The organism is Photobacterium jeanii, assembly GCF_001650345.1.
In the GTDB taxonomy this organism is placed as follows: domain Bacteria; phylum Pseudomonadota; class Gammaproteobacteria; order Enterobacterales; family Vibrionaceae; genus Photobacterium; species Photobacterium jeanii.
On sequence record NZ_LVHF01000012.1, the window covers coordinates 1,031,946 to 1,046,523 of the forward strand.

The 14,578-nt window shown below is 46.7% G+C and carries 12 protein-coding genes; 8 read left to right on the top strand and 4 right to left on the bottom strand.

Translation table 11 applies throughout. The features are described from left to right. Nucleotides 1-169 precede the first annotated feature (169 nt). The 3 genes from ruvC to aspS all read right to left on the bottom strand — a co-directional run bounded on the left by ruvC (nt 170) and on the right by aspS (nt 3,469). Nucleotides 170-691, bottom strand: a complete 522-nt coding sequence (ruvC, locus tag A3K86_RS05985) for a crossover junction endodeoxyribonuclease RuvC (RefSeq protein WP_068329082.1) — start codon at nt 689-691, stop codon at nt 170-172. A gap of 12 nt (nt 692-703) precedes the next feature. Continuing rightward, nucleotides 704-1,447: a YebC/PmpR family DNA-binding transcriptional regulator gene (locus A3K86_RS05990; protein ID WP_068329085.1), complete on the bottom strand. Its 744-nt coding sequence runs from the start codon at nt 1,445-1,447 to the stop codon at nt 704-706. A gap of 243 nt (nt 1,448-1,690) precedes the next feature. Then, complete coding sequence (gene aspS / locus A3K86_RS05995) at nt 1,691-3,469, bottom strand: aspartate--tRNA ligase (protein WP_068329088.1); 1,779 nt, start codon at nt 3,467-3,469, stop codon at nt 1,691-1,693. Between the two features lie 365 nt (nt 3,470-3,834). Here aspS and A3K86_RS06000 point away from each other — a divergent pair, with 365 nt between their 5' ends. Then, a complete protein-coding gene (locus A3K86_RS06000; protein ID WP_068329091.1) occupies nt 3,835-4,746 on the top strand; it encodes a DUF72 domain-containing protein in 912 nt (303 codons plus the stop codon). 838 nt (nt 4,747-5,584) lie between these two features. Here the strand turns inward: A3K86_RS06000 and A3K86_RS06010 are convergent. Continuing rightward, on the bottom strand, nt 5,585-6,979 hold the full coding sequence (locus tag A3K86_RS06010) for a cytochrome-c peroxidase (protein WP_068329097.1): 1,395 nt from the start codon (nt 6,977-6,979) through the stop codon (nt 5,585-5,587). A gap of 428 nt (nt 6,980-7,407) precedes the next feature. On the opposite strand from A3K86_RS06010, the gene cmoA reads away from it, so the two are divergent. The 7 genes from cmoA to A3K86_RS06045 all read left to right on the top strand — a co-directional run bounded on the left by cmoA (nt 7,408) and on the right by A3K86_RS06045 (nt 14,483). Then, nucleotides 7,408-8,136, top strand: coding sequence for a carboxy-S-adenosyl-L-methionine synthase CmoA (gene cmoA, locus A3K86_RS06015; RefSeq protein ID WP_068329100.1), 729 nt, complete (start codon nt 7,408-7,410; stop codon nt 8,134-8,136). A 15-nt stretch (nt 8,137-8,151) separates the two neighbouring features. After that, the gene (gene cmoB / locus A3K86_RS06020) at nt 8,152-9,126 is read left to right on the top strand and encodes a tRNA 5-methoxyuridine(34)/uridine 5-oxyacetic acid(34) synthase CmoB (protein WP_068329103.1); all 975 of its coding nucleotides are present in this window, start codon (nt 8,152-8,154) and stop codon (nt 9,124-9,126) included. A gap of 179 nt (nt 9,127-9,305) precedes the next feature. Beyond that, entirely contained in the window at nt 9,306-10,079 is a 774-nt protein-coding gene (locus tag A3K86_RS06025; protein ID WP_068329106.1) for a putative ATP-dependent zinc protease, read from the top strand. Nucleotides 10,080-10,092: 13 nt separating this feature from the next. After that, nucleotides 10,093-11,598 carry an inactive transglutaminase family protein gene (locus A3K86_RS06030; protein ID WP_068329109.1) on the top strand — a complete coding sequence of 502 codons (1,506 nt, stop codon included), beginning with the start codon at nt 10,093-10,095 and terminating at the stop codon, nt 11,596-11,598. Nucleotides 11,599-11,601: 3 nt separating this feature from the next. Beyond that, on the top strand, nt 11,602-12,582 hold the full coding sequence (locus A3K86_RS06035; protein WP_068329112.1) for an alpha-L-glutamate ligase-like protein: 981 nt from the start codon (nt 11,602-11,604) through the stop codon (nt 12,580-12,582). 139 nt (nt 12,583-12,721) lie between these two features. Beyond that, on the top strand, nt 12,722-13,909 hold the full coding sequence (locus tag A3K86_RS06040) for a MalY/PatB family protein (RefSeq protein WP_068329115.1): 1,188 nt from the start codon (nt 12,722-12,724) through the stop codon (nt 13,907-13,909). Nucleotides 13,910-13,973: 64 nt separating this feature from the next. Further along, nucleotides 13,974-14,483, top strand: a complete 510-nt coding sequence (locus tag A3K86_RS06045; RefSeq protein ID WP_068329118.1) for a VC2046/SO_2500 family protein — start codon at nt 13,974-13,976, stop codon at nt 14,481-14,483. The last annotated feature ends 95 nt before the right edge of the window (nt 14,484-14,578 follow it).

Sequence of the window (14,578 nt, forward strand, 5' to 3'; positions counted from 1 at the left end):
CAAATACTGGATGGACATCCAGCTATTTGTGATGATGAACGAGGAAATTCCTCATGGCGGATCACGAAAAGAAGATAGCCATAAAGAAAAAGCAGCCGAAGCTGCTTTTAGACGATATCACTGAAAAGTGCTGTGCTCATCAATGCGCTGAAACGTGTTCTGGCAGACATTATCGATAACGACCACGACGTGCACCACTGGCACGCCCAGCCATCGCGACCAAGGTCTTATGCGTATGCGCATGACAAATTGCGACTGCCAACGCATCGGCGGCATCGGCTTGTGGTTTACCCGGCAATTTTAACACCGAGCACACCATGTGTTGCACTTGCGCTTTGTCTGCCCCACCGGTGCCAACAACGGCTTGTTTAATCAAACGCGCCGCGTATTCACTCACAGGTAAATCGGCATTTACTGCTGCAACAATCGCACTGCCGCGAGCCTGCCCTAACTTCAGCGCCGAACTGGCGTTTTTGCCCATGAAGACTTCTTCAATCGCAAACACATCGGGCTGAAACTGAGTGATCACTTCCGAGACACCAGCGTAGATCTGTTTTAAACGGGTTGGAATATCCTCGGCAGAGGTACGAATACACCCGCTGCCAAGGTATTCAAGGTGTCGTCCTTGCTGACGGATCACACCATAGCCTGTGATTCGCGAGCCGGGGTCAATACCTAAAATAATCGACATATTAGATTAAGCTTACAGCTGAGCTGCAACCTCATCTGAAATATCACCATTATGGTAAACTTCTTGAACATCATCTTGATCTTCAAGTGCATCGATTAGGCGTAGTAACTTAGGTGCAGTGTCAGCGTCTAGCTCAGCTTTGGTTGAAGGAACCAAAGTTACTTCTGCGTTAGCCGCTTCAAAGCCCGCTGCATCTAGCGCATCTTTCACCGGACCGAAATCCGCTGGCGTAGTGTAAACGTCGATGGCACCGTCATCTGCGGTTTCAACGTCATCAGCACCACCTTCCAGTGCCGCTTCCATTACCGCGTCTTCATCCAGGCCCGGCGCGTAAGAAATCACACCTTTTTTCTCAAACAGGTAGTTTACACTGCCGTCGGTACCTAAGTTACCGCCCGATTTTGAAAATGCGTGACGTACGCCTGATACCGTGCGGTTGCGGTTGTCTGTCATACACTCAACCATAACTGCCGTACCACCTGGACCGTAACCTTCGTAGATCACGGTTTCCATGTCATCTTCGCCTTCACCACCAGCACCACGAGAAACTGCGCGGTTGATAGTGTCACGTGTCATGTTATTTGATAATGCTTTATCAATTGCCGCACGTAGACGTGGATTGTTTTCTACTTCAGCGCCGCCTTCTTTGGTCGCAACGACGATCTCACGAATAAGCTTGGTGAAAATTTTACCGCGTTTAGCATCTTGTGCTGCTTTACGGTGTTTGATGTTGGCGAATTTACTATGACCTGCCATGTCAGACTCCGATTATTCTCTGATGAATGTCTCAATAGGGCTGAGCTCAGGGGAGCGAATGCTCCTAATACCTAGAAAGTACTAATTAGTAGCATAATTAGTCACCTTGGTATCATTATGAAAGGGAAAACCCAAAGGTTTTTCTAACCAGAGCTTAAATACCTTTTCAATTTGTGATCAGTATTTAACGCCCTAAACAAAGACTGGCCTTTCGGCCAGTCTTAATAAGTAATGTAATTACTCTTACTCAGCGTCTTTTTCTTTCGCCGCTGTCACTGCAATTGCTAGTTCTTCTAGCGCTGCAGGGTTTGCAAGGCTTGGTGCGTCCGTTAGTAAGCACGCTGCCGCTGTTGTTTTAGGGAACGCGATAACATCACGGATGTTTTCAGTACCACACAGTAGCATCACTAGACGGTCAAGACCGAATGCAAGACCGGCGTGTGGAGGCGTACCAAACTTCAGTGCGTCTAGTAGGAAACCAAACTTCAGCTGTTGCTCTTCTGCATCGATACCTAGGATATCGAATACCGCAGCTTGCATTTCTGCATTGTGAATACGAACAGAACCACCGCCCACTTCGTAGCCGTTTAGTACCATATCGTATGCGTTTGAGTTAGCCGCTGCAGGGTTTGCTTTTAGCTCTTCCGCAGTCACACCTAGAGGTGATGTGAATGGGTGGTGCATTGCGTGCAGGTTACCTTCGTCGTCTTCTTCAAACATAGGGAAGTCAACAACCCATAGAGGTGCCCATGCAGACTCGTCAGTTAGTTCTAGATCTTTACCTAGTTTCAGACGAAGTGCGCCTAGTGCTTCAGCAACGATGTTTGCTTTGTCTGCACCGAATAGGATGATATCGCCAGATTCCGCTTGAGTGCGATCTAGAATACCGTTGATCACGTCTTCGTTTAGGAACTTAGCCACTGGAGATTGGATACCTTCCATGCCAGCAGCACGGTCGTTAACCTTCATCCATGCAAGACCTTTCGCACCGTAGATACCAACGAACTCACCGTAGCTATCGATTTGCTTACGAGTAAGTTTCGCACCACCTGGTACGCGGATAACTGCAACACGACCTTTTTCGTCGTTAGCAGGGCCTGAGAATACTTTGAACTCAACGTCTTTCACTAGATCAGCAACGTCTACTAGCTCTAGTGGGTTACGAAGGTCTGGCTTATCAGAACCGAAACGGCGAATTGCTTCGCTAAACGGCATGATAGGGAATTGACCAAGGTCTACATTTAATAGCTCTTGCCACATGTCGCGAACCATTTTTTCAGTGGTTTCACGCACTTGCTCAGCAGACATGAATGATGTTTCGATATCGATCTGAGTGAATTCTGGTTGACGGTCAGCACGTAGGTCTTCGTCACGGAAACACTTAACGATTTGGTAGTAACGATCGAAACCAGACATCATTAGCAGCTGTTTGAATAGCTGTGGAGATTGTGGAAGCGCGTAGAAGCTACCTTTGTGAACACGGCTTGGTACTAGGTAGTCACGAGCACCTTCTGGTGTCGCTTTAGTTAGTACTGGTGTTTCGATGTCTAGGAAGCCGTTGTCATCTAGGAAACGACGAACAAAGCTAGATGCTTTTGCACGTAGCTTGATGCGATCGCTCATTTCTGGACGACGTAAGTCTAGGTAACGGTACTTTAGACGCTGCTCTTCAGAGTTCTTTTGGTTGAAGTCTAGAGGCAGTACATCAGAGCGGTTGATGATCTCAAGACCAGACGCTAGTACTTCTACTTCACCTGTTGCCATGTCTTTGTTTGCTTGGCTTTCAGGACGAACGCGAACTTCACCAGTTAGCTTGATACAGAATTCGTTACGAAGAGTGCTAGCCACTTCATACGCATCCGCCATATCTGGATCAACTACTACCTGAACGATACCTTCACGATCTCGCATATCGATGAAAATAAGACCGCCTAAATCACGACGACGGTTAACCCAGCCGCATAGCTCTACTGTTTGCCCTGCAAGGGACTTGTTCAGGTGACCACAATATTGGGTGCGCATAAGAAATTCCCGATTCTGTTTACTTGATCCTGTAGGCGATTTTAGCAAGCGGCCCCGCTCGCACAGGTTGACTCATCCCGACCGCAAATCGCCCAAAACTCATCCAAGATTGATGATTAGGTGTGGTCGAGAGACAAAAATAACGCGTTATTATAAAGAAAAGTCTTAATGTAGGAAAAGAGGACAACCGAAATCAAGCAAAAAACACGATCAAAAGCGATTCCTTGCGCTATCTATACCCAATTACGCTCAAACAACCATCAATTTATAGCAACACCTCCACCAGCAAATGCGCTGACGCTGCCACACATCCCATCCTGTTTCTGATAATCTTAAGGTAATAACAACAAATAATATGCTTTGCTATGTCAGCCAACACCTCAACACCAACACTTCCGCTTCGCCTCGGACTCGCGATGTGGTCACACAACCATTGGCAACAATCTTTGTATGGTAAGGGCTGTAAAAACGGTGATCGTCTTGCCAGATACGCCGACGTTTTTTCAACTGTCGAGGGCAACACCACTTTCTACGCCACGCCAGCGGCAACAACCGTGAAAAAATGGCACGATGCAACTAGCGATGATTTTCGTTTCACCTTTAAGCTCCCCTCGGCCATTACCCACCAACAGCAATTACAACATTGTGATCAGTTGGTTAGTGATTTCTTCGCCGTTATGTCACCCTTGATCAATAAAGTCGGGCTGTGGAAAATTCAGCTACCAGCTCATTTTGGACCGCAGCACCTTACGCAACTCGACAGCTTTCTAACTCGATTACCCAAACAACTGCCGGTGGGGGTTGAAGTACGCCACCTTGCTTTCTTTAATAAAGGTGAGGAAGAACGGGCACTGAACCAGTTGCTAATCAAACACGATGCCAACCGTATTATTATGGATAGCCGCCCTGTGTTTGCCGCACCACCCACAACCGAAGCAGTGATCGACGCCCATCAGAAAAAACCGAAAGTCCCCGTCCATGCCATTGCGACCAGTCAGCATCCTATGATCCGCTTTATTGGTCACCCAGACGATTTGAGTAACGATGCCTTCTTTAATAACTGGCTGGCACGCTTAACTGTTTGGTTAAAAGAGAACAAACAACCGTACTTGTTTATTCACACGCCAGATAACAACCACGCCCCAGAGTTAGCAGTGCGACTCTACAAAAAACTACAACAGCAGCTAACCTCGCAAGCTAACGACTGCGCGAACCTTGCCCTACCCAATATCAACTTGCCACAAGCAGAGCCTAACCCACAGTTTCAACTGTTGTGATTTAAGCTTACCCACAACCCAGATGAAGGCATACCCACTTATAAACAGATATAGCCAGTTTTATGCCTTCCTCTTTATGGCTATTTTAGTTATTCGCTCTCTACAACCAAATTAACAACTCAATCCCCAGTAAGTTAGTCACGGCTGTATTCTGACTTGGCTGCTGTATATGTGACTCAGCATAACGTCCTGATTTACAGTGGCTCACTAGCTAAGCATTTTCCGTAAGACGTTAACGCAAATCAGTCAACAGCCTTTGCTATAACAACATCCTAGTTACAACTCACTTTGACGCATTTAACCGCCGCTTTGTCAAATTAGCCCCTCTTTTATGCGCTTTATCGCGGCACTTTACTATCCACTTCTTTCGGGCTTGCGACATCTTTTAGCAACCCATTTTAAACAGCTGCGTGATTTAAACTTGATGAGGTAACCATGAATCAAAAAGATTGTATTCATAAAGAAGTGAGGCAATTAAAGCGGAATTTTTTTGAACGGATGCTCTATAACTCGATTTATCAATGTGTCTTATGTGGCAAGAAAATAAAGCTATGAGCTGCGATAAACATCGAGTACGGGTGCTAATTAAAACCAAAAGCCATTCCCACTTACACCAAGTGCGTAAAAGATTGGCTTCCGAAATGATGGCGCAAACAAAATTAGATAACGCCCCCTTCCAACACCAGCGCTATTCGCTAACTAAGAACAGCTATAACACTGTTATCTAGCCTCAGATATCTAAAAGGGGCTCCAACAAAAACGCGCTTTACTCATAGAGAAACTCTCGAGAAAAGCGCGTTTTTTAACAATGGTGTTCAACCACAAGTATGCACTGATATTACTGCAGTAACTGCCCTTGGTACTCGCCAGTCAAGGTTTCCAAGTACGCGGTAATTTTACTAATTTCACTTGCTGTTAGCTTCACACCTACTTGATAGTACGCCATCTGATCTACGGCTTGTTCCAGTGTCGCAGCCTGACCATCATGGAAATACGGTGCCGTTAGCGCTACATTTCGTAGGGTTGGCACTTTAAAGCGGTGCATATCCGCAGGATCACCCGTGACATTGAAGCGTCCGTTATCAACATCGGTGACATTACCACGCTCAGCAAAGTAATCTTTCTTTAGACCCATGACTTCAAAGCCTTGTCCGCCCATCGCTTCACCAACATGACAGGTTGCACATTTGTGTTGCTTGAACAGCGCATAACCTTCTTTTTCATCTGCACTCAAAGCCGCTTCATCACCACGTAAGAATTGATCAAAACGGCTGTTTGGTGTCACCAGCGTTTTCTCAAATTCAGCAATGGCGTCGGTAATGGTATGTTCGGTAATTCCTTCATCATAAATCGCGGCAAAGGCTTGTTGCATATCTTCATCAGCAAGAAGCTTTTCGCTGATTTGATGCCAAGATTCAGATGCCATTTCTAACGGGTTTAGCGGTGGTCCCCCAGCTTGCGCTTGTAAGTCAGCCGCGCGTCCATCCCAGAATTGATGGCTATTGAAGACTGCGTTATACACGGTTGGTGCATTAATTGGACCAACGGCATTGTTCACCCCTAACGAAGTAGTCAATCGGTCAACGCCCCCTGTGGCTAACGAGTGACAACTCGCACAAGAAACCGTGTTATCACCAGATAAACGCGTATCGTGGAAAAGCTTGTTACCCAACTCGACTTTCGCCATATCCACTTCAAACTCAGTGGTGATCGGCTGTACGGCATCGTATTTGAAATCATTTTTTGCAGCTGAATTAATATGGTGGCGCATACGCTCTTGTTTTACCCAATCACGCAAAGTTGCCGTTTCTTCCGAAGATAACTTAGAACGCCAATGCATCGATAAATACAGAGGTGGCGGCATGCTACCGTCATCCAGCACGGATTCTAATTTCGCAAGCTCAAGCTCCGACACCAACTCGCCCTCACGAACCTGCGTCATCATGCCTTCAATATTAAAATGACGAGTACCGCGCTCAACATCACTGTCCATCAATTGTTTCGCAACCGGAAGTTGACCATAAAATGGCATGTCGCTATCGCTGGTGTGACAGTAGGCACAGCCGTTATTGTTCATAATGGCAAAAGCATCAGCCGAAAGTGCATTAATCGACGGTGCGATTCCGACTTCTGCGCGGCTTTCACTCAACTGTTGATCAAAGTTATCAACCACTGCCACTGTCGCAAAATACGCAACAGCCCCTAATCCAACGGCCAGCTTAAGTTTATGCATGCCCTTAATTCCCCTATAAAAAATAGGGGGTAAAAGTAAAGACAGGGCATACAAACCGCCAATTGGAAAAAACGAACGCCGCTATTGATAAATACGATAAAACAAACAGTTAACACAATATCAGGCGATAAATGTTCATAGGGCAAGGAGTTACTCTATGACACTTAAAACTTGTCACAGCCCACTAACAAATATTTTGTTACCACTTCTGACATCCCTACTTACCTACAGAAATCTTGTAATAGCCCCATCACAAAATCAGTAAAGACAAATGGCTGCATTTTTTCTACAATACGCGCCTTTTTAGAGGATGATGGATCATGCCTCAGCCTGCGATGAATGCGGACCTTTGGAGTAACAAGGCACCATCTCTCAACGCAAGCACATCAGTTATGAATACCATTTCCTAGTTAAAGAGGTTCGTGAGAATGGCTGGCCACGACAACATATTTGCCGCTCCAATTGAAAAACTTGGTGATTTCACCTTCGATGCGCGTGTCGCTGAAGTTTTTCCAGATATGATCCAACGTTCTGTACCGGGTTACAGCAACATCATTTCTGCTATCGGTATGCTGGCTGAACGTTTTGCCAAGCCGCACTCGAAAGTTTATGACCTCGGCTGTTCTTTGGGCGCTGCAACACTCTCGATGCGTCGCCATATCCAGCAAGAAGGTTGTGAAATTATTGCCGTTGATAATTCATCGGCGATGGTTGAACGATGCCGTCTCCATATCGATGCCTATCGCTCAGACACCCCAGTGACTGTGATTGAAGCGGATATCCGCAATATCGATATTCAAGATGCCTCGGTGGTGGTTTTAAACTTCACTCTACAATTTTTAGCGCCCGATGATCGTCAGCTACTGCTTGAGAAGATCTACGCAGGCTTACGTCCGGGCGGCATCCTCATCCTATCTGAAAAATACATTTTTGAAGACGAGCGTGCGAATGAGCTGCTGATTGACCTTCATCATGACTTCAAACGTGCTAACGGCTATAGCGAACTCGAGATCAGCCAAAAGCGTAGTGCGATTGAAAATGTGATGCGTCCAGACAGCATTGATACTCACCGCGAGCGTTTCGCAAACATTGGTTTTAGCAGCATGGAAGTATGGTTCCAATGCTTCAACTTCGGCTCTATGTTTGCGATTAAATAAGGTTATACGTTACACATGTTTAGTTTTTCTGAGTTCTACCAATTAATCGCGCAGCACGAAATGCTTCGCCCTTGGCTAAATACCCTACCGTCACAGCTTGATAGCTGGGAACGTGCACAACATGGCGATATGGGTCGCTGGACTCGTGCCCTGCAAAAGTTCCCAACCTTTAAGCCAGATACCATTGATCTTAAAAACGCAGTCAGCGTGTCTAACGAAGACGGTATCGCAATTGGTGAACAAAAACGCCTTGAGAGCCTACTGCGCCTATTACACCCATGGCGTAAAGGTCCATACCAGGTTCATGGCATCGACATTGATACTGAATGGCGCTCAGATTGGAAATGGGATCGCGTATTACCGCACATTTCACCACTGAAAAACCGTACCGTACTTGATGTCGGTTGTGGTAACGGTTATCACATGTGGCGCATGCTGGGTGAAGAAGCCAAACTCACTGTGGGTATCGACCCATCAAACCTATTTTTGGTGCAGTTTGAAGCCATTCGCCGTCTAATGGGCAACGACAACCGTGCGTTCTTGCTGCCACTTGGCATTGAAGAGCTACCAGAGCTCAAAGCGTTTGACACTGTATTTAGCATGGGTGTGCTTTACCACCGCCGTTCGCCACTGGATCACATTCTTCAGCTTAAAAACCAGCTACGTAAAGATGGTGAAGTGATCTTAGAAACCTTGGTTATCGATGGTGACGAAAATGCGGTACTGGTGCCAACCCACCGTTACGCGCAAATGCATAACGTTTACTTCTTCCCTTCAGCTAAAGCGCTGAAAGTATGGATGGAGAAATGTGGTTTTGTCGATGTACGTATCGTTGATGAGTGCGTGACAACCACAGATGAGCAACGCACCACCGATTGGATGACCAACAACTCATTGCCTGACTACTTGGATCCTAACGACCCAAGCAAGACCATTGAAGGTTACCCTGCACCAAAACGTGCGATCTTGGTTGGTCGTAATCCTGACTAATCCGCACTTTGCGTCATCTTTGGCCATTTTTTAACTAATTGAAAGTAAAATACTGTCAGCGGTATTAATAATATTAAAAAGATGACGCGGCTCTGACATTGGGATGCTATTCGCATCCCATTTTGTGCGCTACACTAGCGCGGCTTATACAAAAATAACAAGTATTTACCGGGATAATAATGCTTCGCCGTCACTTTCCATTATTGGCTCTCACTCTCCTTTCGGGCTGTGCGCTGAATCAATCAGAGCAACATCAGCAGACGCTTCAGGCTATCAGTACGATGGAAATGAATGTTAACAGCCAACTTGCCTCCATGACTGATCAAATTGATCAACAAAATGAACATATTGCAAACCTCGAAAAAGAGCTATTATCATTAGCAGAGGAAGTAAATAAGGTTTCAGTTCAGACCGTTAGTGAACCACATGAAGCCAACAACGCACCTAACGCTGTTGTTGCTCCAGTGGCAAACCCGGAACCTAATCTCAAACTTGCCCACGGCAAAGCGATTCTCGGCGAAGAAGAGTGGGTATGGTTAGATTCGGTTAAGTCACACTTCAAAGCTCGTATTGATAGTGGTGCGACGACCTCATCATTGAACGCTGTTGATCTTCAAATTTTTGAACGTAACGGTAAAGAATGGGTTCGTTTCAATTTAAACCACCAAGTAACCGATGTGACTAAAGAACCTGAAATCATCGAAGCGCCAATTTTACGCTGGGTTAAGATTCGCCAATCAAGCAGCCAAGAAGCGGTTCGCCGCCCAGTGGTTGAGGCTTGGGTAAAACTTGGCTCTTTGCATGAAAAAGCGCAATTTACTCTCGCTGATCGCACTCAAATGACGTATCCAGTACTACTAGGGCGTGAATTCTTTAAAGATATCGCTCTGGTTGATGTCGGTAAAAAATATGTTCAAGGCAAGGACGAACCGGAACAACTAACAATAAAATAATGATGAGGATGTCATGACATCAAGAATACCTTTTTATTTTCTCATCACCCTGCTCATCATCGCAGGTGTTGGGCTTAGTCAATACCGCCATGAAGTCTATGGTGTACCGTGGACGCCAGGGGAACAACGTGCGCTTTGGGAGTTAGAAGCCCGCGTTGAGTTTGATGCTATTGGTGAGCCGGTTAAAGTGTCAATGGCAGCCCCTGAAACCCAACAAGGTTTCACTCTCATTGACGAAAGCACTTCTTCGCCAGGTTATGGTGTCGCGTTAATCGACACAGACAACGGTCGTCGTGCTGAATGGTCGATCCGCGAAGCCATCGGCAAGCAAATCCTCTATTACAAAACCCAAATGCTGGTTGATGACCAAGCGCAATACGATTTATCGCCTCCAACGGGTGATACGATTGCGGTCAGTCTCGATAACCCGCAACAAACGGCGGCAACAGCACTATTAGAGCAAGCGCGTAAGCTTTCGTCTGATAACTTAACGCTCACCCGCGAACTGATTAAACAGTTTGATGATAAGCAAAACCAGAATGCCTCACTGCTGCTGAACAACCTCAGCCGCGAGAGTGCCATTGTTAATTTGCTCTCCCTTGAAGGTATTCATGCCCGCGTCGTTGGTGGCTTAACACTAGAAGACGGACGTCGTCGACAAAGCATCTTCCCGTTGGTGGAAGTGTGGAGCGGCGAAAAATGGCAGCTCTTTAACCCAGTGACGGGGGAAGAAGGCAAGCCAGAAGACGTGATGGTATGGAACCAAAAAGGTCACTCCATGCTGGATGTGATCGGCGGTCGTAATTCAAATGTCAGCTTTTCTATCATTGCGCAAGACATTACACCGCAGCGCGCAACCAGTGAGAAAGTGAAAGCCGAAGATCTACTGAACTTCTCGATTCACAGCTTACCGGTTGAAGAACAAGCAATGTTCAAAACCATCATGCTAGTACCAATTGGTGCGCTGATTGTGGTATTCCTGCGGATTATTGTTGGTTTGAAAACCTCTGGTACTTTCATGCCGGTGTTGATCGCGGTGGCATTTGTTCAAACCCAACTGGTTACCGGTATTCTCGGTTTCTTGCTGATTGTCGGTACCGGTTTGATCATCCGAAGTTACCTCTCCAAGCTTAACTTGCTGCTGGTAGCGCGGATATCGGCGGTGATCATCACGGTTATTATGATCATCTCGGTATTTACCGTGGTGGCATTTAAGATTGGCTTGGTGGAAGGCTTAACCATTACTTTCTTCCCGATGATCATCTTGTCATGGACCATCGAACGTATGTCGATTCTGTGGGAAGAAGAAGGAGCAAAAGAAGTCTTGATCCAAGGTGGTGGTTCACTGTTAACCGCAGTACTGGTTTACCTTGCGATGACTAACGAAATTGTTCGCCACCTTACATTCAACTTTATCGGTATGCAGCTAATTATCTTGGCAGCAATCTTGATGCTAGGTAACTACACTGGCTACCGCTTAAGTGAGCTACGACGCTTTAAGCCCCTAACGGAGGACTAAGCTATGTCATTTTTGTCACAGTTTACGTCCCCGTTTAAACTCCGCGACCGCGGTATTATGGGGATGAATCAGCGTAACCACAGCTATATCGGTCGTTATAACGACCGTAGCTTGTACCCGTTAGTTGATGATAAGCTCAAAACCAAGCATATCGCTCAGCGTGCGGGAGCTACCGTACCTGAGTTGATTGGCGTGATCGACAGCCAAGTGTACGTAAAACGCGTGCACGATATGGTGAAAGATTGGCCGGGGTTTGTGATTAAGCCAGCGCAAGGTTCTGGCGGCAAAGGCATTTTGGTGATCACTAAGCACAAAGATGGGGTTTACACGAAGCCATCCGGTGCTCAAATTAACAAGCAAGATGTTGAGCGCCATATTACCAACACCTTGGCGGGATTGTTCTCGCTAGGGGGTAAGAACGATGTGGCTATGATTGAAAACCTGATCGAATTCGATGATGTTTTCGACGGTTTCAGTTATGAAGGCGTGCCAGATGTTCGCGTAATCGTGTTCAAAGGCTACCCTGTTATGGCGATGATGCGCTGTTCAACCGCCGCTTCCGATGGCAAAGCTAACTTACACCAAGGTGCTGTTGGGGTTGGGATTGATATCGCAACCGGTAAAGCCATTCGTGCGGTGCAATTTAATCAGCCAATTGAACGTCACCCAGATACAGGGCGCTTACTCAGTGAACTAGCCGTACCAGAATGGGAGCGCCTGCTAACACTAGCTGCGAGTGCATGGGAAATGGCAGGGCTAGGTTACATGGGTACCGACATGGTGCTTGATAAGAACAAGGGCCCGATGGTACTTGAACTCAATGCTCGCCCGGGTTTGGCTATCCAAATTGCCAATGGCTGTGGCTTGCTGCCTCGCTTGAAGCATATTGAGCGCATGGGTACACCAACCGAAGTACCGAAACCGGCAGAACGCGTGGCTTATGCCGCGGATCAATTTGGTGGAAAAACGTTTAGCACCGAATAATTGCCAGTCGCTATGATTTCAACAGCCTCAGTATGGGGCTGTTGACCTAGCTCTCGCTTTTCACTTCTCACGCATCCCCTCTCCCACTATTTTCTAATACTATGCAATGATGTCTCTTTGTCAGGGAAGTCATCAAGCTATGTATCAACGCCAACCCAACCCTCTGTTTGATCCTATTATCAATCGTCGCGACTCCAACAGCATCAAATGGAGTAAATACGCTCACCAAGACGTACTACCGATGTGGATTGCTGACAGCGATTTTAAAGTTCCTACGGAGATCACTGATGCCCTCCACCAGCACGTCGATCACGGCATTTTTGGCTATGGTCATGCCCCTGAGCGGCTAACGCAACTGATCATCGAACGAATGGCGAAAAAACATCAATGGCATATCGAGCCAGAATGGATCGTCTACTTACCGGGGCTCGTCTGCGGCATTAACCTGTGTGTCCGATCGCTCACCGAACCCGACCAAGGCGTAGTGACACCCAAGCCGATATACCCGCCTTTCATGTCTTCCATCAAGTTGGCTAAGCGTACTTTGTCCACCTTGCCAGTGACGCTTAACCACCAGCGCTGGTTACCTGAACTCGATGGCAATCAGCTTGCTAATAACACGCGTTTAATGTTGTTGTGTAACCCACTCAATCCCGGTGGGACTGTATATCGACGCCAAGAACTAGAACAAACTCTCGCCTTTGCTGAACAGCATGATTTAGTGGTCTGTTCCGATGAAATTCATTGTGATCTATTACTCGATGAAGACGCGCACCATATTCCGTTTGCCAGTCTCAACGACAGTGCGGCGCAACGTAGTGTCACTTTGATTGCACCAAGTAAGACTTTCAATATTGCAGGACTGGGTGCGTCTATGGCAATCATCCCGAATCCACAACTACGCCGCCAATTTATCAAAACCAAACTAGGGATCGTGCCCGACGTTAACGTGTTCGCCTACACGGCAGCTCAAGCTGCTTACGAACACGGACAACCTTGGCTCAATGAACAACTCGCTTATTTACGTCAGCATCGCGAACTGTTAATGAACGAAATCAACATGATGCCTTATTTATCATTACACCCTATCGAAGCCACCTATTTGGCATGGATTGATGCCAGCCAAATGCCAGTGCAAAACCCGCATAGCTTCTTTGAAAAAGCGGGCGTGGGTTTATCACCAGGCGCTGATTTCGGCAATAAGCACTTTATCCGCCTCAATTTTGCTTGCAGCCATGAGCTATTAGTCGAAGCCTTACGCCGCATGCGTTTAGCACTTGAACAGCTTGCTGCGGAAAACAGCACAACTGAAAATAAAGGGAAATAAAACCTAAAGTATTGATACTCATCACCGATAAAGAGGTATCACACTAACGAGCCTCTTTATCCAGATGCAAATCCATACTTTAGACAAAGCGCAGCTGATCAACGAAGTCCAGCTTGGCAGCCAACTTAACCATGCGGTTGAGACTGGTCGTCGTTCTGACTTTTCGTTAATGCTGGCGATGCTGTCACCGGATTATCTGGAAAATACCCCGACCGAAATTCCACCTGCTCAGGGTAAGACCGAAGAAGAGTTACGTGAATACTTTGAGTTAGCACGTCCACAACCACTAACCAGTACCGAAGAGTGTTACCAGCGTGCCGCTGCCCAAGCTGACGCTTTTCACAAAGGCGGGATCCGCAGTTCACAATTTCTGCATGAACTTCAACCTGCTGCGCTCACCTTCCCGCCACAAGGCACCAAAGGTATGCCAGAAGAGTTGTACCACAATCTTTCTGGGCATGAACGCCGTTTACTGCCACCAAAAGACGAAGCCAAACTGAATGTGTCACCACAGGATTTGTACCTATCGCTGATCCAAGCGAAGCGCTTCGCTGAAATGCAATACACAGCGTGACCCTACTCATAGAAACCATGGCTTAACACTCGGCTTTAGTGACAGAAATCATACCTTTATTCTTTCGCCCTTCTTTCATTATCACAATTTACTAA